This window comes from Natronosalvus amylolyticus (assembly GCF_024298845.1).
Lineage (GTDB): Archaea > Halobacteriota > Halobacteria > Halobacteriales > Natrialbaceae > Natronosalvus > Natronosalvus amylolyticus.
Genome location: NZ_CP101156.1, coordinates 2852402 through 2874529, shown reverse-complemented (window position 1 = coordinate 2874529; position 22128 = coordinate 2852402). Strand labels below are relative to the sequence as shown.

General features: G+C 62.5%; 22 protein-coding genes and 1 tRNA gene. 14 read left to right on the top strand and 9 right to left on the bottom strand.

Annotation, left to right across the window (positions count from 1 at the left end; genetic code table 11):
* Positions 1 to 62: 62 nt before the first annotated feature.
* From hemA to NLK60_RS13415, 4 genes are all read right to left on the bottom strand, one after another.
* Positions 63 to 1376, bottom strand: coding sequence for a glutamyl-tRNA reductase (gene hemA, locus NLK60_RS13430; protein WP_254808280.1), 1314 nt, complete (start codon positions 1374 to 1376; stop codon positions 63 to 65).
* Positions 1373 to 2029, bottom strand: coding sequence for a precorrin-2 dehydrogenase/sirohydrochlorin ferrochelatase family protein (locus tag NLK60_RS13425; RefSeq protein ID WP_254808279.1), 657 nt, complete (start codon positions 2027 to 2029; stop codon positions 1373 to 1375). Before NLK60_RS13425 ends, hemA begins: the two co-directional genes overlap by 4 nt.
* Before the next feature lie 22 nt (positions 2030 to 2051).
* Positions 2052 to 3113 (bottom strand): siroheme decarboxylase subunit beta, encoded by a 1062-nt coding sequence (gene ahbB, locus NLK60_RS13420; protein WP_254808278.1) that lies wholly within the window; start codon positions 3111 to 3113, stop codon positions 2052 to 2054.
* Between the two features lie 199 nt (positions 3114 to 3312).
* Positions 3313 to 3717, bottom strand: coding sequence for a DUF5778 family protein (locus NLK60_RS13415; RefSeq protein WP_254808277.1), 405 nt, complete (start codon positions 3715 to 3717; stop codon positions 3313 to 3315).
* Between the two features lie 150 nt (positions 3718 to 3867).
* Between NLK60_RS13415 and uppS the strand changes: the two genes are divergently transcribed.
* Positions 3868 to 4827: a polyprenyl diphosphate synthase gene (gene uppS, locus NLK60_RS13410; protein ID WP_254808276.1), complete on the top strand. Its 960-nt coding sequence runs from the start codon at positions 3868 to 3870 to the stop codon at positions 4825 to 4827.
* A 131-nt stretch (positions 4828 to 4958) separates the two neighbouring features.
* On the opposite strand, the gene NLK60_RS13405 is transcribed toward uppS, so the two are convergent.
* Positions 4959 to 5564, bottom strand: coding sequence for an undecaprenyl diphosphate synthase family protein (locus NLK60_RS13405; protein WP_254808275.1), 606 nt, complete (start codon positions 5562 to 5564; stop codon positions 4959 to 4961).
* Between the two features lie 257 nt (positions 5565 to 5821).
* On the opposite strand from NLK60_RS13405, the gene NLK60_RS13400 reads away from it, so the two are divergent.
* Positions 5822 to 7135 carry a DUF92 domain-containing protein gene (locus tag NLK60_RS13400; protein WP_254808274.1) on the top strand — a complete coding sequence of 438 codons (1314 nt, stop codon included), beginning with the start codon at positions 5822 to 5824 and terminating at the stop codon, positions 7133 to 7135.
* A gap of 42 nt (positions 7136 to 7177) precedes the next feature.
* Here NLK60_RS13400 and NLK60_RS13395 read toward each other — a convergent pair whose 3' ends face one another.
* Positions 7178 to 7876: an enoyl-CoA hydratase/isomerase family protein gene (locus NLK60_RS13395; protein WP_254808273.1), complete on the bottom strand. Its 699-nt coding sequence runs from the start codon at positions 7874 to 7876 to the stop codon at positions 7178 to 7180.
* A 60-nt stretch (positions 7877 to 7936) separates the two neighbouring features.
* Here NLK60_RS13395 and NLK60_RS13390 point away from each other — a divergent pair, with 60 nt between their 5' ends.
* The 9 genes from NLK60_RS13390 to NLK60_RS13350 all read left to right on the top strand — a co-directional run bounded on the left by NLK60_RS13390 (position 7937) and on the right by NLK60_RS13350 (position 15549).
* On the top strand, positions 7937 to 8737 hold the full coding sequence (locus NLK60_RS13390; RefSeq protein ID WP_254808272.1) for a DUF7114 family protein: 801 nt from the start codon (positions 7937 to 7939) through the stop codon (positions 8735 to 8737).
* A gap of 192 nt (positions 8738 to 8929) precedes the next feature.
* Positions 8930 to 9001, top strand: a tRNA-Thr gene (locus NLK60_RS13385).
* Positions 9002 to 9276: 275 nt separating this feature from the next.
* The gene (locus NLK60_RS13380) at positions 9277 to 9957 is read left to right on the top strand and encodes a helix-turn-helix domain-containing protein (RefSeq protein WP_254808271.1); all 681 of its coding nucleotides are present in this window, start codon (positions 9277 to 9279) and stop codon (positions 9955 to 9957) included.
* 243 nt (positions 9958 to 10200) lie between these two features.
* Positions 10201 to 10428 (top strand): 4Fe-4S ferredoxin N-terminal domain-containing protein, encoded by a 228-nt coding sequence (locus NLK60_RS13375; RefSeq protein ID WP_254808270.1) that lies wholly within the window; start codon positions 10201 to 10203, stop codon positions 10426 to 10428.
* A complete protein-coding gene (locus tag NLK60_RS13370) occupies positions 10421 to 12739 on the top strand; it encodes a molybdopterin-containing oxidoreductase family protein (RefSeq protein WP_254808269.1) in 2319 nt (772 codons plus the stop codon). The genes NLK60_RS13375 and NLK60_RS13370 overlap by 8 nt, the downstream gene beginning before the upstream one ends.
* 2 nt (positions 12740 to 12741) lie before the next feature.
* Positions 12742 to 13437 (top strand): 4Fe-4S dicluster domain-containing protein, encoded by a 696-nt coding sequence (locus NLK60_RS13365; RefSeq protein WP_254808268.1) that lies wholly within the window; start codon positions 12742 to 12744, stop codon positions 13435 to 13437.
* Between the two features lie 5 nt (positions 13438 to 13442).
* Positions 13443 to 14513 carry an NrfD/PsrC family molybdoenzyme membrane anchor subunit gene (gene nrfD, locus NLK60_RS13360; RefSeq protein ID WP_254808267.1) on the top strand — a complete coding sequence of 357 codons (1071 nt, stop codon included), beginning with the start codon at positions 13443 to 13445 and terminating at the stop codon, positions 14511 to 14513.
* On the top strand, positions 14510 to 15136 hold the full coding sequence (locus NLK60_RS13355; RefSeq protein WP_254808266.1) for a TorD/DmsD family molecular chaperone: 627 nt from the start codon (positions 14510 to 14512) through the stop codon (positions 15134 to 15136). Before nrfD ends, NLK60_RS13355 begins: the two co-directional genes overlap by 4 nt.
* Positions 15136 to 15549, top strand: coding sequence for a helix-turn-helix domain-containing protein (locus NLK60_RS13350; protein ID WP_254808265.1), 414 nt, complete (start codon positions 15136 to 15138; stop codon positions 15547 to 15549). The genes NLK60_RS13355 and NLK60_RS13350 overlap by 1 nt, the downstream gene beginning before the upstream one ends.
* 273 nt (positions 15550 to 15822) lie before the next feature.
* Here the strand turns inward: NLK60_RS13350 and NLK60_RS13345 are convergent, their stop codons facing one another.
* Entirely contained in the window at positions 15823 to 16179 is a 357-nt protein-coding gene (locus NLK60_RS13345) for a hypothetical protein (RefSeq protein WP_254808264.1), read from the bottom strand.
* A gap of 103 nt (positions 16180 to 16282) precedes the next feature.
* On the opposite strand from NLK60_RS13345, the gene NLK60_RS13340 reads away from it, so the two are divergent.
* Positions 16283 to 17419, top strand: a complete 1137-nt coding sequence (locus tag NLK60_RS13340) for a tRNA (guanine(26)-N(2))-dimethyltransferase (protein WP_254808263.1) — start codon at positions 16283 to 16285, stop codon at positions 17417 to 17419.
* Positions 17420 to 17613: 194 nt separating this feature from the next.
* On the opposite strand, the gene NLK60_RS13335 is transcribed toward NLK60_RS13340, so the two are convergent.
* Together NLK60_RS13335 and NLK60_RS13330 are read right to left on the bottom strand one after the other, a co-directional pair.
* Positions 17614 to 17817 (bottom strand): hypothetical protein, encoded by a 204-nt coding sequence (locus tag NLK60_RS13335; RefSeq protein ID WP_254808262.1) that lies wholly within the window; start codon positions 17815 to 17817, stop codon positions 17614 to 17616.
* A 35-nt stretch (positions 17818 to 17852) separates the two neighbouring features.
* Positions 17853 to 18893 carry an A24 family peptidase C-terminal domain-containing protein gene (locus NLK60_RS13330; RefSeq protein WP_254808261.1) on the bottom strand — a complete coding sequence of 347 codons (1041 nt, stop codon included), beginning with the start codon at positions 18891 to 18893 and terminating at the stop codon, positions 17853 to 17855.
* A gap of 128 nt (positions 18894 to 19021) precedes the next feature.
* Here NLK60_RS13330 and NLK60_RS13325 point away from each other — a divergent pair, with 128 nt between their 5' ends.
* Both NLK60_RS13325 and NLK60_RS13320 read left to right on the top strand, forming a co-directional pair.
* Positions 19022 to 19837, top strand: a complete 816-nt coding sequence (locus NLK60_RS13325) for an SDR family NAD(P)-dependent oxidoreductase (RefSeq protein WP_254808260.1) — start codon at positions 19022 to 19024, stop codon at positions 19835 to 19837.
* 308 nt (positions 19838 to 20145) lie between these two features.
* The gene (locus NLK60_RS13320) at positions 20146 to 21219 is read left to right on the top strand and encodes a carboxypeptidase-like regulatory domain-containing protein (protein ID WP_254808259.1); all 1074 of its coding nucleotides are present in this window, start codon (positions 20146 to 20148) and stop codon (positions 21217 to 21219) included.
* Positions 21220 to 22128 lie beyond the last annotated feature (909 nt).

Genomic DNA, 22128 nt, shown 5'->3' with positions numbered 1-22128 from the left:
CGAACGGAAGCCAATTAAATAACGATTGTGCCCGAGGTGATGAGAACGACGACGAATGGCTATCAGTCGTCGTCGGTCGCTCCGACGGAGATGTCGGACGTGCCGGAAAACTGGCTGGTAACGGAAATCCCATCGGGGCCGAATTCTGGGTCGAACAACTGCAGGGCCGTGTTGATCGTCGACCAGTCGTCTTCGGCGGCCGCTTCGCGAAGGCTCTGGGTCGGCGGGGCGAGCAACTGTCCAACCAGCGAATCGGCCATCGCGGCGACGACCTCCCGTTGCTCGTCGGTGAACGAGTCGTCCCCCTCGAGGCGAGAGAGCGCCGTCTCGAGTTCGCGCTGTTTGACCCGCTCTGCCGACTCGTACATCGCCGCGATGACCTCGTCCGCGCGAGTGCGTTTGTACTGCTCACAGAGTCGCTCGTACTCGTGGTCGACCATCGCCTCGACGTCGCGTGCCGCGTCAGCCCGCTGTTCGCGAGTTTCGGCGGTGATATCCTCGAGATCGTCCAGGTCGTACAACGTCACACCATCGACGTCGGCCGCACTTGGACGGACGTCCCGTGGCTGACCGAGGTCCACGACGACCTGTTCGCGCTCCCCGAGGTGGGCCGGTTCGATGAGTGGGTCGTCCCGGCCGGTTGCAGCGACGATGACGCCCGCCTTCGATGCAGCTTCCGGCAGCGCCTCGAGCGGGAGTGGTTCCCCCGGGGCGTCGATGCCCGCGAGGACGTGTCCCGCGTTCTCGACCGTCCGATTTGCGAGTAAGACCGACTCGGCGCCGGCGTCGGCGAGGTTACGGGCGGCGAGTTGCCCCATCTCGCCGGCCCCCACGACGAGCGCCGTCTCGCCCTCGAGGCGGTGTTCGCGCTCGGCGAGGCGAACGGCAGCGGAACCGAGCGAGACGACACCTTCGTTGATCGCCGTCTCGGTGCGGGCGCGTTCGCCCACGCGGATCGCTTTCGTCACGGCCAACTCGAGCAGGTGGCCGATGCCGCCCGCTTCGCGCGCGTCTTCGTAGGCGGTTCTGACCTGTCCAATAATCTGATCTTCACCGAGGATAACCGACTCGAGGCCGGTCGCCACTCGAAGCAGATGGACCAGGCTTTCGTCGTGGTGCATCTGGACGACGACGTCCATATCGACGTCGGCGAAAAAGGCCCGGAGAACGGCCAGTCCTTCGGCGGGCTCTCCCGTGACGACGTAGGCCTCCGTCCGGTTGCAAGTCGAAAGGACGAACGCCTCTTCGACGGACGGGGCGGACAACAGCGTCTCCACACCAGCAGCCTGGCTCTCGGGGCTCGCAGCGGCGATATCGTCGATGCCGCCGCTGTCGTGGGTGACGCACATGCCCGTGACGACACCGCCTCGAATCACGGCGACTCACCACCGGAGACCAGTTCGTCGGCTATCACGTCGTCGATCACTTGTCGGGGCTTGGTCGTACCGGTACGTAAAGCTGTCCAAACGGTCGAGTCCTCGACGACCGACGTCACCAGCTGGCGACGCCGGTCCTGGGGCACCGATCGGGCTTTGAGCTCACGTCGGAGTTCGCCGAGCAGTGTCGCCATCTCGCCGGCTCCCGCGAGCGTCTCCTCGAGGTCTTTCCGAAGGTACTTGCTCAGTGCCGGTGCCGTCCCGCCGGTCGCGATGGCGACGGTTACCGGCGGTTCTGCGACGGTGGCCGGAACGACGACGCTGCCGGGTTCCCGCCCGCCTGCCCGATCGGCACGATTGACCAGCACGTTTTGCGCCTGTGCTGTGTCGACGATGGCGTCGTTGACGGCTTCGTCATCCGTCGCCGCGACGACCAGGGCGGGTTCGTGTCGCTCGAGCCAGCCGCCGATCTCCCCAGGGTCGGGTGCGGCCCGAACCAGTTCGCTGTCGCCGAAGTCGCTGTCGACGAACGCGGGGCTCACGACGACCGTCCGCGCCTCGCGGGCAAAGCGACGGGCTTTCCGTGCTCCGACGGGACCGCCGCCGAAGATGAGGACCGTCGCGTCCGTAAAGTCGTGAAAGAGTGGAATCATCGTCTCGAGTACACCAGTTGGCTCACTGTGTCTGCGTGTTTGCTTCGGCCCGTTCGGCCAGTCGGATGCCCGTCTTTTTCAGAATCTGGGTCGAAAACAGCGTGTCCCAGTCGTCCTCGCCCACGTCCCAGTACTCGGCCATCCGCGCTCTGACCTGCTCGACGCGCTGGTCGCTCTCGGCTTCCGTGCGCCCGTGTGTCATCGCGAAGACGTTGTACGGCCAGACGCCGTCGTGTCGCGGCCGCTCGTAACAGTGGGTGACGAAGGGGAGGGAAGCGACGTCGGGGCCGACCTCGCTCACGAGTTCGTCCGGGACGTTCCAGACGGTCATTCCGTTCTCCGTGTAGCCGAGTGCGTAGTGGTTTGGAATGACCCCGATTCGGCGAATCTTCCCCTCAAGGTCGAAGCGCTTGATCGTCGAGAGCGTCCACTCGAGGTCACGGCCGATGGCATCGGCAACGTCCGCGTACGGGGTTGCAGTAACCGGCAACCCGCCCTGAATCTCGAGGACGAGGTCGCGTTCGGCCGGCGTGAGCGTCGATTCGTCGGTTGGCTCGACGTCCGGCCCGAGGTCGGTCAGGTCGAGGCCGCCCTCGAGTGGCCCGTCGACGTAGAATTTGGCCTCGACGCGAAACTCCTGTAGTTTGGGCAGGTTGTACGTTGGCTGGCCGGTTTCGGCCTCGATTTCCTCGAGGACTGTTTCGACGCGGGCCTCGTCGGACACGCTCACGACGAACCACACGTTCAGATGTGGATGTTCGCGTTCGTAGTTGTGGGCCACCTCGCGGTGGGAATTGACCAGGTCGACGACTTCGTCGAACCGGTCTTCGGGTGCGTGCATCGCGACGAGCGTCGCCGCGCCGCCGATCTGCTGGGCGTTTACCAGTGGACCGAATCGGGAGAGAACGCCGCGCTCGTCCAGATCGCGAACCGTCTCGAGGAGTTCGGCTGCGGTGATCTCGAAACCCGCCTCGCGCATGGCCGCTGCAGCGGGTTCGAACGGCGAGTCGACGACCGGAAAGCCGCCCTGAAAGGCGTTGACGACGGCCCGCTCGCGCTCAGTGAGATCGACGTCCGTGTTCATACGTTGTTCTCAGGACGGACGGGACATAAGCGACTCGGGACCCGAGTCTCGTCCCAACGAAACGCTGGACTCGAGTGAACAACGAGGGTGACAAAGCGAGGGTGACGGTGAGAAGAGAACTCGAGGAAGTCACGGGATGACGGTGAGAAGAGAACTCGAGTTGGTGTCGAAGGCTCGAGTCAAAAATCGCCGTACAAGCTTACTCGCCTTCGACGCCGGTCACGTCGAATCCGAGGTCCGAAACTCCCTCGAGAATCGCCTCGTGGTCGGCACTCGCTTCGTAGTAGATGACGATGTCGAAGGTTCCCTGACGCAGCAGTTGCTGGCACTCCCAGACGAACGACTCGTCCTCGAGGGTTAACCCCTGATGCTGGTTCGAGGAGAAGTCGGGGTCGTCGTTGCCCGAGTAGACGAAACAGTCGTGGGGGTCGTGGCCCGCGTGTTCGGCGATGATGTCGCCCACGTCGATGGTCGTCTGCATCATCTGGACGTCATCGTCCGAGCCGTATTCGGTGTGGACAATTGCACCGTTGAGCTGGATGTCTCCTGGCTCGAGCAAGGCTTTGGTCCGTGCGTACAGGTCCGGATCGAGGATTTCGCTCATTGGTAAGTGTTTCGTGCGACGACCCAAAGCCGTCACGATTTCCCCGAGACAGTGTCGACAGAACGGACGAACGTGGATAGTGTCACCCGTTCTCACTGCGGTAGTGTGACACACAAGAGACATACCCCTCGAGTGTGTCAGTCCCGAGTAATGCGTCAGTGGCTGTTCCGGCAACTCGAGCGAGGCTACGAGCGACTGCTCGCTCGAGAGGTCTCCGGCGCGCCCACACACGTCGCCGTCATCCAGGACGGCAATCGCCGCTACGCTCGCCAGCGTGGGGACGGCGCACACGACGGCCACCGGGCCGGTGCCCAGACGACCGAACGCGTCCTCGAGTGGTGTCAGGAGATCGGCGTCGAAGAACTCACGCTGTATGCCTTCTCGACGGAGAACTTCGACCGGCCGGCCGAAGAGCGTGAGGCCCTGTTCGACCTCCTGTGTGAGAAACTGCGCGAGTTCGCCGACGCCGAGCGCGTCCACGCGAACGAGGTCTGTATTCGCGCCATCGGCGATCTCGAGCGACTTCCACCACGGGTGCGTGACGCCATCGACTACGCGGAAGGACGAACGGAGGGCTACGACCAGTTCGTCCTCAACATCGCTCTGGCCTACGGCGGCCGCGCCCAGTTGCTCGAGGCCGCCCGCAGCGTCGCACACGACGTCGAATCGGGGGACCTCGCGGTTTCTGATATCGACGTCGACACGGTCCAGGAGCGACTGTACGCCCAGCCGGTTCGCGACGTCGATCTCATCATCCGCACCGGCGGCGACGAGCGTACCTCGAACTTCCTGCCCTGGCACGCCAACGGCAACGAGGCTGCCGTCTTCTTTTGTGCCCCCTTCTGGCCCGAGTTTTCCAGACGAGACTTCCTCCGTGGCATCCGCACCTACGAATCCCGCGAGGCCTCCTGGCGGCGCACGCGAGCCCGACGTGCCCTCGCCTTGCTCCGGGCGGTGAGCGAACCCGAACTCGCCGAAGCTCGCTCGATTCTCGGTCGCTTTCGCGATTCGCTTCCGACCGCCGAACAGCCCGAGGCCGACGCCATCGGGCAACCGGCTGTCGAGGCGAGCGAGGCAGGCGACGGCGACTCGAGTCAGGTAGCCGATTAAGTACGAAGGTGCAGTGGGTGTACTTCCCGGTTTGGCATTACCCCAATAGAAATAGCATATGCTATTAGTAGTGGAGTTATTGATTCAATTTTAATACAAAATCGCTATTGTAATACAAGTCAAGGGCGGCCCTACGTTCCGAACCGCCTCGAGCGGTTACAGAACTCCCGAACCGCCCGGAGGAAGTCCCGCCGCCGGAAGTCCCGCCAGTTGACGTCGGTGAAATACAGCTCCGAGTATACCGACTGCCAGATCATGAAATCCGAGAGCCGTTCTGCGCCCGTCTTGATCACCAGATCCGGCTCGTCGGGAAAGATCAGGTTGGTCTCGACGTCCCCGTCTTCGATTTCATCGGCCGAAAGCTCCCCATCTTCGACGCGTTCGGCGAGCGTGCGGACCGCCCGTGTGAACTCGTGCTTGCCACCAAGCCCGATACCGATCTGAATTGGGGCATCCGCCGCGTCGGTATCGTCCGGACCGCGAACCGCAGCCGGTCGCGGCGTCTCAAGATCCTCGAGTTCCCGCCTGAGCGTTGGAACGGCCGCACTGTCCAGCACACTCACGTACACCGTCACGCGCGAGGCGTACTCGAAGGCCCACTCGAAGAAGGCCGCGAGCGTATCGTAGGCGCCACGCTCGAGGAGGTCACGTTCGGTGATCACCAGCGCGATGTGTGCCGGTGGCTCACCATCAGAGCGGCTGATTCGCGACCGAAGATAACGTTCGTACAGGCCCACAGCCCCAGTTCGAGGGCGGGTTCTATACCGATTACGGAGCCGACTCGAGGAAGTGAGAGAAAACGACTCGAGGGAGCGAAAAAACGACTCGAGGCTATGGGAAAAACGACTCGAGCATCGGTCAACGGGTTCGGCGAGCGTATCGATTCACCACGTATGGACCTGCAACCCGCGTGTTTCGATGGTCCAACTCGACGTGGTGGGCGCCAGCCCCGTTGACGAACCTTCAAGTACCCCCCACAGAAAGAAGCGATAACGTGACGTCACCAGCCCGGCGCGCAGGGGCCTATGCCGCACTCTCGACACTCTCTTTGGCCGTTCCGTTTCTCGGCCCGGAGCTAGCGGCCCCCATCGCCGTCGCCGCTGCCGCCCTGGCGCTCGTCGTCACCGACGGCCCGCTCTTCGAACTGTTCGCGTTTCCCGGCGACTACAAAGACGGTCGACTCTACAGCCTGCTGACATTCGTCCTCGCGATCAGCGCGCTCGGGCTACTCGCGGTCAACTGGTCGCTCCCGATGTCAGTCTTCGTCGGTGCCGTCCTCCTCGTTGGCTACGGCGGCTTCGCCGAGCACCTGGCTCGCACACGCACCGACCGCGACATCGTCCACACCGCCGCGTTCTGTGTCGTCGGCAGCCTGGCTGCCATCGCCGGCCAGGCCGCGTCGTACGTTGCGACGGACACCACGCTCGAGGGAGCGCTCCCGGTACTCGTCTTTCTCGCCGTCGCCGGCACCTTGCTCGCAGCCTTGCTCCGGGACGTGTTGATTAACTACGACGAACCCATCGTGTTGCTCAGCGTCGGCTTTGCCCTCTGGCTCCTCTGGGCCCTCGAGCCCACGGTCGACACGACCGGCATCGTCGTCGCGCTCGGGGTCACCCTCGCGCTGGGCTACGTCTCCCACGCACTGGGGACGGCCTCCATCGCCGGTATGCTCACTGGGATCCTGCTCGCCTTACTGACTATCGTGCTCGGGGGCTACGACTGGTTCGCCGTCCTGATAACCTTCTTCGCCGTCGGCAGCCTCTCGACGAAGTTCCGCTACGAGGAGAAAGCAAGCCGCGGGGTCGCCGAGGGCAACGACGGCGCACGCGGGAGTTCGAACGTCCTCGGCAACACCGCCGCTGCACTCGCCTGCGTCCTCGGCTACGCAGCTAGCAACGCGACGCTCATCGGCGTCGACCCGCACCTGTTCCTGTTCGCCTTCGCCGGCTCCGTCGCCACCGCCCTCAGCGATACGCTCTCGAGTGAGATCGGGGCAGTCTTCGACAACCCGCGGTTGATCACCACCCTCGAGCCCGTCGACCCGGGCACCGACGGCGGGATCACCTGGCAGGGCGAACTCGCGGGTATCGCCGGTGCAGGTGCCATCGCCGGGGTCGCCCTCGCGGTCTATCCCGACCTCGGCATCGGCGGTGCAGCGGTGATCTTCGCCGCCGGTTTCCTCGGGATGACCGCCGACAGCCTGTTCGGAGCGACACTCGAGGGGGAGACGATCGGCAACCAGAGCGTCAACTTCCTCGCGACACTGACGGGAGCCGTGGTGGGAGCGGCGCTGTACCTCCTGGTGTGAGTGACAGCGTGACCCTCCCCGGGTGACCGACCAGCCACGAAATTAGCCGAATCGGCGAGCGATGGCCTCTCCGTGCGACTCGACGAGCGCCCCGAACGCGAGCGCTTCTCGCTCTTCCTGAGTCGCCCGGTCTGCCCGGTCCCGAATCCGTGATTGCAAGACGGCGAGCGTATCCGTCGGATACTCGACGATCGTCTCGGCGACGGTTCTGGGCTCGTCCTCGAGTCGCGACAGGAGTCCGGCCTGCAGGGCCTCTTCGGCCTCGAGTACCCGCCCGGTGCACGCCAACTCGAGAGCAACCCCCTCGCCGACGATGCGGGGCAGTCGAACCGTCCCACCCCACGCGCCGAACAGCCCGAAGGTCACGCCAGGTTCGCCCAGCGTCGCTTCCGGCGTCCCGACGCGAATATCACAGGCCAGCGCGAGCTCGAGCCCGCCACCCCTGGCCGGACCGTCGATCCCGGCGACGACGACCGCGTCGCTGTCCGCAATCGCGTTCGCCACCCGCTGGCCCAGGCGAGCGAACGCTTCCGCCCCATCCCGATCGAGTCCCGCCACCACGTCCAGATCAGCACCCGCACAGAACGCCGGGCCAGCACCCTCGAGAAAGATCACCGAGTGGGGCGTCTCGGCCACCGCGGACTCGAGTGCCTCGAGACCGTCGGGCGTCAACGCATTTCTCCGCGTCGGCCGGTCGAGCAGAATCGTTCGAATCCCTTCCCCGTCGTCGACTTCGATCATACGCGTCGTGGGTGTTGGCTTTCCAAAGGTCTTTGCCTGCCCCGCCGTAAAGAGCAGTTGATGGATCGGGCCGAAACCTGCCGGCGAGCCGCATACGACGCCATCGCCGACGTCGAACCGGCAGCCCTCTACGAATTTATCACAACCACGCTCGAGAACGCCTCGATGGCACCCGGGGCCCTCACACTCGCTAGCGCCGGTGCCCTCACGGACCACACCTACGTGCACAACGGTTCGGAAACACACGCACGGACCGACGTCACACACGCCGACGCGAGCGCACCCGACGAGGAACGAGCCGGCAGTGAACACGCGTCGAGCGACAGGCATCTCGAGGGAATCGCCCACCACGCCGCCGGCGTCCAGCTGATCTACGAAGGCCTCCGGCTCACTCGATCGCTCGCCCACGAGGAACCCTGGACCGAATTCGACGGCGACAGTCACGCCGACCTCGAGATCCTGGCCGCCGACATCCTCGTCGCCCGCGGCTTTTATCTCCTCGCGCGCACCGACGCCGCCGACAAAGCCGTCGAAACCGTTCGCCACTTCGGTCGCGATCAGACCCTCCGCGCGAGCGCATCCGATGCCGACCGACCGGCCTACGACGCAAACCTCGAGCGCGACGTCCTCGAACTCGCGATCAGAACCGGCGCGACCGCCGTCGACGCCACCCCAACCCCCGCCCTCCTCTCGCTCGCCACCGACATCACGGCCACCCTCGAGGGCGAGTTCCCGCCCGCAGACGACTGTGTCCCGGCCCTCGAGACAGGGGCGTTCGCCGGCCCGGACGGAGAGACGCCTTCAGGGACCGACCTCGAATCACCCGCGACCGACCGTGTACCGTCGGCGAGCGACCACTGATCGGGCCTGTTGTCCGCTCACAACCGATTCCTCCCCCAGCCATACTCGTTAGCTGCTCGAACAAGCGCGTTCCGCCTCGAGGACTCCAGCACTCACACCGAGGCGTCTCTTTCAGCGACACTGTCAGCCCGACACAGTCACGGGGGTAAATCGAAACCCATAAAGACGACTCGAGTCAATCAGCGTATGCCTGCCTGGGTAGCTTAGCGGTAAAGCGCGTCCTTGGTAAGGACGAGAGCCCGGGTTCAAATCCCGGCCTAGGCTTTTTCCTCTGCATTACGGTTGGAAGTGACAGGTATCCTCGAGCCGGCCAGCCGACGATTCTCAAACTCGTAATACGCACACAGTCACGTTCCCCTCACGGCTGAAGTCGTGAGCTTCTCGCTTGTATTATTGTGAGCCAGCGACACTCGAGGGATGCCGACTGCCCTCCTCGAGCGGGTAACTACCGGCTTTCTCGGCGGTCGGGAATTGGCCAGTTACATTACTCGAGGGAGACCCTACGTGGACGTACGAGGCAACAGCCCGGAGGGAAATTCATGACACAACTCGAATCGACGCCGGCGCAGTCCAATGTCGGTGAGTCGGCGGTTACGCTACACAGTGGTCCGGTATCAGACCGAGCCGTCCGCGCGGAGCTAGAAATCGAGCGCGGCGGAAGCTGTCCGGTCGATGATCTCGAGGCGGACATCGTCGGGTTCGACATCCGTTTTCAGGGTAACCGGTGTCTTGCCGAAGCCGAGATCCGAGAGTGCGAAGACCAAACCACCACGACGAAACAGTTCTCCAGCGACGTCTGCACCCACTGTCCGGGGATTGTGTTTTCGGTCTATGACTGCATTCCACGGTTTCTCGAGGCGACCGAGGACACGTTCGTGGTCGAGACCCACCTCGAGAGTGTGGACGTGCTTTCGGCGCTGGTCAACGATATCAGAGAGCGAGCCAACCGCGTGACCGTTCGATCGATCACCCATACCGGCGTGTCCGACCAGAACGAACGGTGTTCGATCGATCTCTCGGTGTTGACGCCGAAACAGCGCGAGGCCATCACGGTTGCACAGGAAGCGGGGTATTACGACCTGGACAGTTCGGGATCGCTCGGAACGGTCGCCGACCGAATCGGCATCTCCAAGTCGGCACTCTCACAGCGGCTCAGTCGTGCGGAGGGAAACATTCTCAGACAGCTGAACTGTGCGTGTCGTTGCTGGAAAGACGACTGATCGAGCGGTTCGTTGGACCCTGTTTTTCGTGTCGGTCTGAACTGCGTCCCACGCCTCGAGAACTCGACGTCGTTGCTGAGCGTTCGAAAAGGAAGAGATAACGTCGTTGCTGAGCGCTCGAGAATCCAACGCCATTTGTGAGCGCTCGTCTCGCGGGCGGTTCACACGGTCCCTTATAAAACCTTAACCGATCCCGAGTGTCGGTGATGGCACTGTAGAATGAAGCTATATATGTGAGCGACTATGGCACCCAAAAATTCACAGGATCCGTTGCGGACACTCGAGTCTCTGGACAGCGAACCCGAGGAGAGCGAATACGACCAGGAACTCGGACGGTCCGCCGGGGAGGCTGCAAAACGTGTAGCGGCCGGTGAGTTGTCCGAAGAGCGCTTTTACGAACTGTATCACGAACAGTTCGAGGCGGAGTTCGGTGACGACTACGTCCCACCGGAGGCGATCAGCCATGAGTAAAAGCAACGCTGGAGAGGTCGCCCTCTCACGGCGGTCGTTACTGAAAGTGAGCGGGGCTACTCTCGGTGCGATGAGTCTGGGTGGCTGTCTCGGTGTTCTCGATGACGAAACGGATCGGGATCTTGACCGACTCAGCGATGCGGAGGTCGCCTACGGGAACTGCTGGATGTGTCACCACGCCTGTGGCCAGGAAGTCGCGGTCAACGATGGCACGATCGTCGACATCACCGGTGTGGATGGCCACCCGCGTAGCAGCGCCGGCCCGGGGAGGGAGGGAACACTCTGTCCGAAAGGGCTCGCAGAGATGGAGAAAGCCCACGACCCGGACAGAATAACCCAGCCCTACATCCGGGAGGATGGTGAACTCCGCCAGGCCGACTGGGACGAAGCCTTCGAGTACGCAGCCACGCGCCTGAAAGCGTTAGACGAGCAGTATGGTGCAGAGACGTTTCTCAACGCCGCGAGCTGGGCGACGACGAACCTGCACGAAATCGTCTGGGGCAACCTCTACGGAACGCCCGAACGAATCGGTCGTGGTCGGCACGTCTGTTTCGGCGGTGCGCACCTGAGCGGAAATCTCATGGGTGTCGGAGCGGACATGCGCTTCGTCGATTATCAGAACGCCGACTACATCATCGCCTGGGGGCGAAACCTCTTCGAGTCTTTCGCAGGCCAGTGGGAACCCAAGGGAGTGCTCGAAGCACTCGACAACGGCGCAAAGCTGGTCGTCGTCGACCCACAGCACACGCCAACGGCACAGAAGGCCGACGAGTGGTTGCCGATCGAGCCACGGACGGACGGCGCATTGGCACTGGCAATGGGCCACGTCATCGTCGAAGAAAACCTGTACGACGAGGCGTTCGTCGAAGAGTGGACCTACGGCTTCGAGCGCTACCGGGAGGAAGTCGCCGACAAGACACCCGAGTGGGCCAGTGAACGAACCGGCCTCGAGCCTGGCGTGATTCGACAGATCGCCGTCGAGTTTGCCGAAGCAGCACCTGCAGCTGGAATCGCCCTCTGGACAGGCGTCGGTCAGTACGCCGAGTCCCAGAAGGCTTCCCAGGCTGTCTTCGCTCTCAACGGGCTCGTCGGGAACATCGACCGTCCGGGTGGACTTCGGTTCTGGCGAGGACCGCCGTTCTCGAATCCGTTCGAGGTTCGCGATATCGACCTCCCGAACAACGCTGCGGGGAAAACGCCCGCACTCAGGAAATACGAAGAGTACGAGAAGTACCCGTTCCGGCACACCACGGGAATCGGCCACAACCAGATCCCCGAGATGGTCGAAAACGGGCACATTCGGGGCATGTACTGTCACTACGACAATCCGCTAACTGACGGAAACACGCAGGCCTGGCTCGAGGCGCTCGAAGAGATGGAGCTAATCATTACGGTGGACGCCTACTGGAACGAACTCACGCGACACGCTGACGTGGTCTTCCCCGAGGCGATCCAGCTGGAGAAAGACACCCTCATCGATTATGCCCCGGCCTGGAGCGCCTACCACGAGAATCGGTGGGTATCCGCGTCGAAAGCGGCAGTCGAGCCACAGGGGAACACAAAGCCCGGCTTCGACATCCTGAAGGGGATCGCGGAGGCGATGGGCTGGGGCGAGTACATCCCCTGGCAAAGCGAAGCCGAGTACAACGAGGATATGCTGGCGAACATCGATTACAGCTTCGAGGAGGTCGCCCAGGAAAATTTCGTTATCCTCGACGAATTCGGCTACGAACAGTGGAAAGACAGCGGGTTCTCGACGGCGACGGGGAAATTCCAGTTCTATCTCGACGAGGAAGACGGATACAGGCGATCTATCGAGGAAGTGGACGAGCAGGTTCCGGACGTCGACCTCCACACTGGCCCGCAGTGGGTGCCGCCCGGAACGTTCGGGGACACACCTGACGGCGAGTATCCGCTGCACTTCTATGACACGCGAGCCGTGTTTTTCGCCTTCGGTGCCGACCAGGTGCTCGACCATCCACGCGAGCAGTACGCGCGGAAACACGGGCTCGCCAGCGAGGAGTACGAAGGAAACTACCTCGTCATGAACACGGCGGATGCCGACGAACGTGGCATCGAAACGGGAGATATGGTCACGGTTGCCACCGAGAAAGGCGACGGAGAGGTAATGGCATACGTCAGCGAACGAACCCCGCCCGGGTTCGTCACCGCCGAGTTCGGCTTCGGTCAGGGCAATTCAAAGGAAGACGGTATGAACACCATGATAGTACACGACGGACAGACGGATCCGATCTCCTCACAGGTGGACAGGCACATCGCTGCCGAGGTGCGGAAAACAGGGGGTGACTGATCATGGGAGAACAGTGGATGTTCTACTTCGACCCGAACCGCTGTATCGGGTGTCACGCCTGTTCGATCTCGTGTAAGCAGCGACACGATCGCGATCCGGACGCCGAGGACTGGCGTACAGTGACACACCTCTCACAGGGAGAGTATCCCGACTTCGAGGAAGTACCGGTCTCGATGTCGTGTATGCACTGTCACGACGCGCCCTGTGAGAAGGTCTGTCCGCCAAACGCCATCGAAAAGCGCGAAGAAGACGGGATCGTAACCGTCAACCGAGACCGCTGTATCGGCTGTCACTACTGTGCGTGGGCGTGCCCGTACGGCGCGCCGACCTACGGCGATGACGGGCTGATGTCGAAGTGTAACATGTGTCTCGGTGAGGGGCCCGGTAGCGGTCACGGCCAGCCAGCGAAACAAAAACCAGAAGATGGCGGCGCGAAGCCGTCCTGCGTCGACAACTGTGTCGGCGAGGCTATCAAGGCCGGGCCCGTGAGCGAGATGAAGGCCGAAGCCTCGGGTGCTGCTGCAGAGCGCTTCGAAAACGGTGCCTACGAGTCCCGCGTTATCGTCGAACCGATCGCCGAGCGGGCACCACTCCACGAAGACACCGACGAGTCGAGTGACACGGTCGATAACCGAGACGAACCTGCCACAAAAACCGAACAGTCGGACACCCAGACAGCAGGGTGGCTCAACGGGTGATCACGATGACGTTCACAGTCACTGCACTCGAGGTGTTCGTGGAATTCCGCTGGCTGTCGGCGGACTACTGGGATCTCTCGATCCCGGTCTATCTCTACCTGGCGGTCGTCGCCGGTGGGGCGTATCTCACCGGTGCGTCCGCCTGGTTCCTTCGACGATGGCGCGGGTCGGATTCGAACGGTCTCGAGACCGAAATCCTTCGCTGGGGGTTTCTGGTCTCGGTACTCAGCGCGGGCGGTGCTGGATTGGCCGTCCTCTCGCACCTGGCAGTGTACTACCGGGCGATCCTCTTCCCGGTGTATCTGACGAATTACGACTCCTGGATTACCATCGGGACGTGGATACTGGTGATGCTGTCAGTGCTCGCAATCGTCTGTCTGGTGCTCCAGTTGTTCGGAGAAGCCGCTGCGGAAGGTGACGGCGCGAGTCGATGGCCTCGGTGGTTCGTTGCCAAACTCGGACTGCTGGATGTCGTCGACCGGTTCGTCGACCGCATCCGGCCACCCACCGCCGGGCTCGCCCTCTTGCACGTCGTGGGAAGTCTCTTCGCACTGGCGACCATCTACACCGGATTCGAGCTGGCAATCGTCGAGACGGTTCCGCTCTGGAACCAGCCGGTGTTGGTGCCGCTATTGTTCCTGACCAGTGGTGTGGCCGCCGGAATCGGGAGCACGCTCGCGGTCACGATGGTGTTCGAGCGAGAAATCACACCGATGTTCGGCGGATACGCGGCAGTCGGCGGCGTCCTCTCCGGCGTCAGTCTGCTGATTGCCGGATACGGCTGGACGCAACTCGCGGCGAACAACACCCCTGCGGCGGCAGCCTCGTACTCGTCGTTAACCGACGGGCTGCTTGCGTTTGGCGTCTGGGTCGTCGCACTCGGGTTCGCGCTCGCCTTGCTCGCGGGCGTCTTCCTCGGTCTCGCCGCGGCCACTGGCCGGCTTACGGCGTCCGTCGAACGGATCGGCGGACCCGTCTTGATCGGATCGTTCGGGCTCCTCTTCGTCAGCAGCCTGTTGCTCCGAGTCCTCCTGTTGCTCGCGGCCGAGCAGGATCCGGTGGTGGTCGTCGTATGACCGAATCACTGACAACACGGGGACAGGGAGGTGCGGATATGGAGCCGGAGACGGTCGCCTCGGTGTACGGGCTGCTCGCCCGCTGTTTCGAACAGCCGGATGACGCGACCATCCACGCCCTCGAGTCGGGCACGCTCGCCGAAGCGATAGCGTCGTCGGCCAGAGACATCGACGTCGAAACAGAAGCACCATCCCCGCCGGAGGAGCCACTTGAGTCGTATCTCGAAACGTTCGAGGGGTTCGATGGCCCGTCAGCACCACCGGTCGCCTCCGTCTATAAACCGTGGTGGGATGGGACAATCCGCGGAGTCCTGTCCGGGCCACCGGCACACGATATGGAACGACGGTATCAGGCGATAGACGCCGAGATTCCACCCGAGTACCAACCCGATCACATCGCGCTCTTGCTCGAGTACGGGTCGTTGCTCCTCGAGGATGGAGCCAAGGAGGCATACAGGGACTTCCATCGAACCCACTTCGACTGGATTGAGTCGTTTCGCGAGCGCGTCGAGGAGACGTGTCGTGTTCCGTTCTACGTCTGGGCGGTCCGAACACTCGAGACAGTATTGCACCGAACGGCGAGCGCGTTCGACTGTGTACCAGCGACCGGGGGTGAACCGTAATGGCTGCCTCGAAGTACACCGCTTCCCCGTGTTCAGCTGCAGACGAGAGCGACACGGCCGTGCGGATGGTGCTCGCGTTCGAGGATTTCGAGACAGCGAGTGAGGTGCTCCGGTCATTCACTGGGGGCCAGTACGGTGAAACAGCCCGCGTCGAGCATCTCAGCCGGCCAAACGCCGGATCGTGTGTTATCACGATCGACCACATTTCCGAGAAACGGCTCGAGGCCGTCCGGACGGCTATCGAGGCGGGCTACTACGAGCGGCCACGGGCTGTGTCGCTCTCTGAACTCGCAGCGACCTTCGATATCTCGTCGTCTGCGATGTCACAGCGACTGACAGCGGTCGAACACACGCTCATCAAGACCCTGTACGAACAGGGTCTCACGAGCGACACGTCGTGCACACAGGACTAACGCGTGGACACCCGGCACTATTTTCGTTGCGAGCCACGGGCTGCTCGAGGGCTCGAAAGGGGCAAATCTGAAAGAGCGGTGGGCCGAGTGGCTTGGGAGGGGACTGGTAGGGGGTATCGTAGGCAGCCAGCGGTTTCGAAGGACGGCTGTCGACGCTGTGCCTGGGTTCTTCGTCGGTATCGATGCACGCCGACGATACTCCCTATGAGTTCAGCCGACCAGACTCGAGAACGCCGTTTCCATCCACGACCAGCCCAGAGGGTTTCGAGGTCCCTACAAAAACTCCCGAACCTCCGAGTACCACATGTCGTGATAATCGAGGTGGCCCACCCGCCGAGCGATCCACACCGCCAGCACGTGCCAACAGTGTTCGGTCGGGTCGTCTGGATCGAGGTTATACTCGCTGTCCTTACACGTGCAGCCGCCGTCTTCGACGATGTACTCGTCTTCGTAGCCGACGACGATCGTGAAATCGCGGTAGACCTTCACCCGGCCTTCCGCGACGGCTTCGATGGCTCGAACCCCGCGGTCGCCGTGGACGCGAGAAATCTGCTCCACGATCGCTGGTGTCAACTTGCCGGCTTCCTCGAGGTCGGCTCGCCAGCGGTCGACGGGGTTCGGTTCGGGCACGCTCGATACTCTCGCTTGGGCCGACAAATCGGTTTGGGTGTCGAGTCGGTGAATCGAGGTGAGATCACACCGCTTTTCGCCTCGAGGCCCCGAGCAGGGGTATATGCGCGTGACGGAAGGTGGCGTCGAGTTCGAGGTGCCCGGCGAGCAGACCGAAGGCGTCGAGGAGGCGGTGTTTTACAACCCACGCCAGGAGCTGAACCGCGACCTGACGATTGCCGCGTTGCGAGCCTTTCGCGAGCGCCAGCCCGCGGCTCGCCGGTATCTGGACGCGATGACCGCCAGCGGTGTCCGCGGGCTTCGAGCCGCCGTCGACGGCTGGGACGTCACCTGCTGTGATCGAGAGCCCGAGGCGGTTTCGCTCGCGACGGAGAACCTCGAACGGGCGGGCTTCGAACTCGGTCGCGACGTGGCCGTCGAAGCCCGAAACGCGAACGCGCTGATGCACGACAACGTGTTCGACGTCATCGACCTCGACCCCTACGGGACGCCGATGCCGTTCGCCGACGCGGCCTTCGCCCGCTGTCGACATCTGGTCTGTGTCACCGCGACGGATACGGCCCCGCTGTGTGGCGCCCATTTCAACAGCGGGATGCGCTCGTACGGTGCAGTCCCCCGGAACACGGAGTACCATCCCGAGATGGGGGTCCGCATCCTGCTGTCTGCTCTCGCCAGGAGCGCCGCCCGTTTCGACGTGGGCGTCACCCCGATTCTCACCCACGCAACCAGCCACTACGTTCGGACGTTTCTCGAACTCGAGCGCAAGCCGACCGCTGCCGACCGCACCCTCGAGCGACTCGGCTTTCTCGTCCACTGTGAGGACTGCCTGTACCGCGAACACGCCCACGGGCTGGCTCCCGACGCTGGCCTTCCACTCGAGACGTGCCCAAACTGTGGCGGCTCACGAGTGCTGGTCGCAGGGCCGCTCTGGCTCGCCGGGATGCAAGATCGGCAGTTCGTCGCCGACGTGCGAGAGCGCATCCCCGACGCCTTCGGTACGGCCTCGAAGGGACGCCGCCTGCTCGAGACCCTCGAGGACGAACTCGACACGCCGACTCACTACGACCAGCACAAACTGTGCAAAAACTGGACCCTCTCGGCCAACGCCATGGACGAGTTTCTGGCCGACCTCGAGGCAGCCGGCTACGAGGCCTCACCTGCCCACTACAGCGGGACGGCGTTCAAAACGGACGCCCACGTCGACGAGATTCTCGAGGCGACGAGAGCGAACCTGCACTGAACGCCGGACTGCAGCGGAGAGGATACGCCGCTTCCGAGGGGTACGACTCGAGACAGTCCCGACGAGCGGTACGACTGGAGTGCGCTTCGGTGTCGTGTACTGTCCACTCGAGTGCGCTTCGGTTCCGGGCAATGTCGACTCGGAAGCGTTACTTCATCGTGATAACGTAGAGGGTTCACACCATTTCCGTACGATCAGTCCTCGAGGTCGGCATACAGACGCACCAGTCCGCACTCCGGACAGCAGACGGCGTCCACCGACGCCGTCGTTCCGACGCCGAGTTTGCCCAGCAACCCGTCGCGTTTGCCGGTGTTGATTTGCAATCGAAACCCGTCGGTAGAAGTGAGTTTCGTCCGTTCCATCGTCACGCCGCAGTCGGGACATCGCCGTCGGGGCATATGGCAGCGTTCGGACAGGTGCTATTTAAACGATGTCAGAGCAACACGCTCAACAGCAGGTCGCCGTAGACGAGTGCACACACCAGTCCGAGAAAGACCGGCACCAGAAACGGCGTCCCCGGCGAAACCCAGACGACGTCGCGTTCGACCAGTACCTCGAGGCCGTCCCGCAAGGTTTCGGGATCGGTGCCGTAGGCCGTCCCCTCGATGTCCTCGAGAAACGTCGCGGCACCCCAGGGGTCGTCGGACGACCGGGGACGGGTATCCCCGGAGGGAGTCAGATCGTCCTCCTCGGATTCGTCCGCTGACTGTGTCTCCACTGCCGTGCTCGAGCCACCATCGGCGGCGATGGCGTTCACGGCACCATCCGTCGGCGGATTTGGTTCTGCCGGCAGCGAGTCCGGGTCGCGATACCGCTCGGGGTCAGCGCGCAGCGACTCGAGTGAGAGTCCCCGCCAGCGAAGATACATCCGGAGGGCGTCGAGATCGAGACCGTGTCGCGTGCCGCCCTCGGGCGTCTCGAGCAGGCGGCCGTGGGTTGTGGGAATTGCCGTCCAGTCCGTTGGCCAGCCGATGAACATGACCCGGCCGAACCGACCCGCGACGGCGTTTCTGACGGCGAGGGCAACCGGGATCAACGCACCCACCAGAACCGCGTTGGTCAGGATGGTGAGCGAGAACGCACTCGCGATGGGCGGGTCGATGATGGGGAATACCGTCGACCCGATGACGTAGACGGGATAGGTCGGGAACAACAGCGCGAGGACGAGCAACGCCTTGGCGTCCGCGCCGCCGAAACCGCCGAACCACCAGAACAGGTACGCGATGGGGACGACCAACCCCAGGCTCATCGCCGCTGGAATCACGAACTCGTGAGACCAGACGACGCCACCGGTCCGATAGGCGACCCAGCCGTCCCAGACGAACAGGAGTGTCGCGAGCGCCGTCAGCGGAATCCAGAGATCGCTCGAGATACGCCGGGTTTTGATATCCCGGATCGCCGCCCAGGCGAACACCGGGACGACGACCAGACGCAACAGGTCGGGCGTCGACGCGATGGATACGAGATCGTACACGTGCGTGTTCGCGTCCGCCGGTATCGTCAGTGTTACGGCTCGCCCGAAGCGGCTCAGCACCGAATCAGTTGGTATCGGCACCTCGAGTGCCTGTGAACGTTTTTCAGTCCCGGGTGAAACGAAAAGATATGGACGAATTCGAGGGTCGCCAGGTGACACCCACTTCGAAGGGGCTGACCCTGCTCACCGGCGCGGCGAGTGGCATCGGCCGGGAACTCGCCCGAGTGTTCGCAGCCAACGGCCACGACCTGGTACTGGTCGACATCGACGAGTCGGGCCTCGAGGCGGTCGAATCGATGCTCGCAACGGAACCCGGAACGGTTAGGGACCGTATCGTCGTCGACCTCACCGACGAGGGAGCTATCGACCGCGTCGAAAATCGAGTGAGGGCACTCGAGCACCCGCTCGCAATCCTGGTCAACAACGCGGGTGTCCCGGTGTACGGCCACTTCAGTGAGACGACGTTCGAGGACGAACGGCGACTGCTCAGGCTCAACGTCGAAGCCCTCACGGCACTGACCGACCGGTTTCTCCCCGGCATGCTCGAGCGCGGTCGAGGGCGAATACTCAACACGGCTTCGCTGGCGGGTGTCGTTCCTGTTCCCACGGCGGCCGTCTACGGCGGGAGCAAGGCCTACGTTCACTCGTTTTCGCTCGCGCTGGCAGACGAACTCGGAGACACGCCCGTCACGGTGACCGCGCTCTGTCCCGGCGAAACCGAGACCGGGTTCATGGAACGTGGCGGCATGGAGCGATCGGCCGTCGCCGACGGCGAGTTGATGTCTCCCAAAACCGTCGCTCGAATCGGGTACGACGGGCTCATGGATGGCAAGCGAGTCGTGGTTCCCGGCTGGCGAAATCGGATTCGATATCGACTCTCGAGGCTGCTACCGGCCTGGCTCGGCGGGCGACTCGCAAAGCGGCTGTGGGCCGGGTCAGGATAGTGTGAACCGATAGGTTGTGTGTGCGACCATTTCGGAAAATTTGGCTCGTGAAACGGTTTAACAGCACCATAGTGAACTACCGAGTCGAAAAACTATCGCGTAATGAGTACACACCAGGCTGTCGATCAACCCCGAAACGAGCAGGGCTGGTTTTGTGCACGACCGGTGTCTCACTCGAGTCGGCACGCTGGCAGACAGCCGTCGCCTCGTGACGAAATCAGCCGATTCAACACGGATGGCCGACCGAACCTCGAGCCTGTCGTGTGGACGGAACGTTTCTAGTCACCCTTACTGCTTTGTGATCTACAATGAGCCGAAACGTCAACAATCAACGGACGAACGCCCGATCGATTCAAACCAGTGTCCAGGTGCTACTCACCGTGAGCGGCATCGTCCTCTTGGTTGCCGGATTGATACTCGCTGCGAGCGGTGGCTCTATCGCCGGTGCGCTCGGATCGGTCAGTGACGAGTTTGACGACGGTGTCGATGATAACGACACCGGCGAGCCAGACAGCGACGGTTCGACCGATTCGTCAGACGATACCGAAGAATCCGATGGAGGAGATGATCCAGTCGATGACGATAGTGGTGATGGCGACGGTACGGAAGGTGATGACCACGAAGAAGACACTGCTGATGACGGAATAGACGACAGTGACGGGGGTAACAACGGCGACGATGACGACACAGACGACGATGGCAGTGGCGCGGACGACGACGATGACGAGACCCACACGTTGACAGTGTTCGTAGAGGACGAAGACGGCGATCCAATCGACAATGGAACGGTCGAACTCAGTAACGGCATCCTCACTGGCGATGAACAGCGTATCGAAGACGGCCAGGCGACGTTCGAGGGACTCGACGACGGTGAGTACACCGTGACGACGAACGTAGACGGCTACGAGGACGCTGAAGAAACCGCCGAGATCGATGGGGAGAACGAAACGGTCACGTTAACACTCGAAGAACGAAGTGACGACGATGACAGCGACGACGATGACAGCGACGACGACAGCGACGACGACGACAGTGACAACGATGACAGCGACGACGATGACAGCGACGACGACGACAGTGACAACGATGACAGCGACGACGATGACAGCGACGACGCGGACGAGACGCACACCTTGACGGTGATCGTCGAAGACGAGGATGGGAACGCAATCGAGGACGCTACTGTCGAACTCAACCCGACCTTCCTCGGGACGGCCGATGATAGCGGCGAAACTGACGACGACGGTGAAGTACAGTTCGAAGAACTCGAGGACGACGAGTACACGGTTGCGGCCGATACTGATGGGTACGAGGATGCGTCCACAACGGTCGAAATCGACGGTGACGACGAAACGATTACGCTGACACTCGAGTCCGAGTGAACTACCCACCTTCTCGCTCGCGGCAGACACCGTTAGCTGCTCGAGGAGTCCGTTGGACCTTGGGTCTCGCTATCCGTACGACCGGGCATTTCGATCCAGTGACCAGATGGGGTCCACCCCCAATGACGTGTACAAATTCCGTCTAACAGTCCGCGAGGTGTCGACTTCCTGCCACAGCCAAAGCCGTGGGCTCTCCTTACATTTCTGTGACCTCGCGAACGCGCTTTGTAAACCGAAGGAAACGACGGTTCGATCGCATCCACATCGTGAGTATTTCTTGACACCCACACGACGGACGGTTCCTTTGTATAGGGATTGTTGTCACTGTATATCGGTTATCGACGAAGCGAGGTTCTCGCTGACTGGGAAGAGACGACGACCAACCCTGTCAGAGTCGATGATTTTTCCATCGGGGCTTCGCAGACCACAACCAGCCAGTCCACTCTTTCGGATCGGTAGCGAGGTAGTTCGAGTCTTTCACTACAGGGGTTTGCTCGAGGAGGCCGGAAAAACGTCCCTTCTCTGCTCCCCGGCTTCGAGCAGGCCCCTCGAGTTCGATCCGACCGTACATTCGAGAGCGTCGACCACTACGAGATGGACGCCCAGTGGTTCGTCACGCCTGAACGTGAGGGCCGAACCGATAACGATTGTCGGGTTCGGTTCGCACGTCGACGCCTGACGGAGTACTCAGCCTCGGCTATGAAATCCTGTGGAAAAGGACTCGAAAACGGTGTGAAGTCGGCATGGAACTCGACGACGTTGCGTCATCGGTGTTCGAGTCGTGTGGATTCCGTGTGTGGGTTCGTTGTGAGGGCTCGAGCACACACCGCACGGGTGCCCGACCAGTTTACGTGGTCGGTAGCATCGACCTCGAGTGTGGGTTTCGTCCCGTTCACCTATTGACCGGGA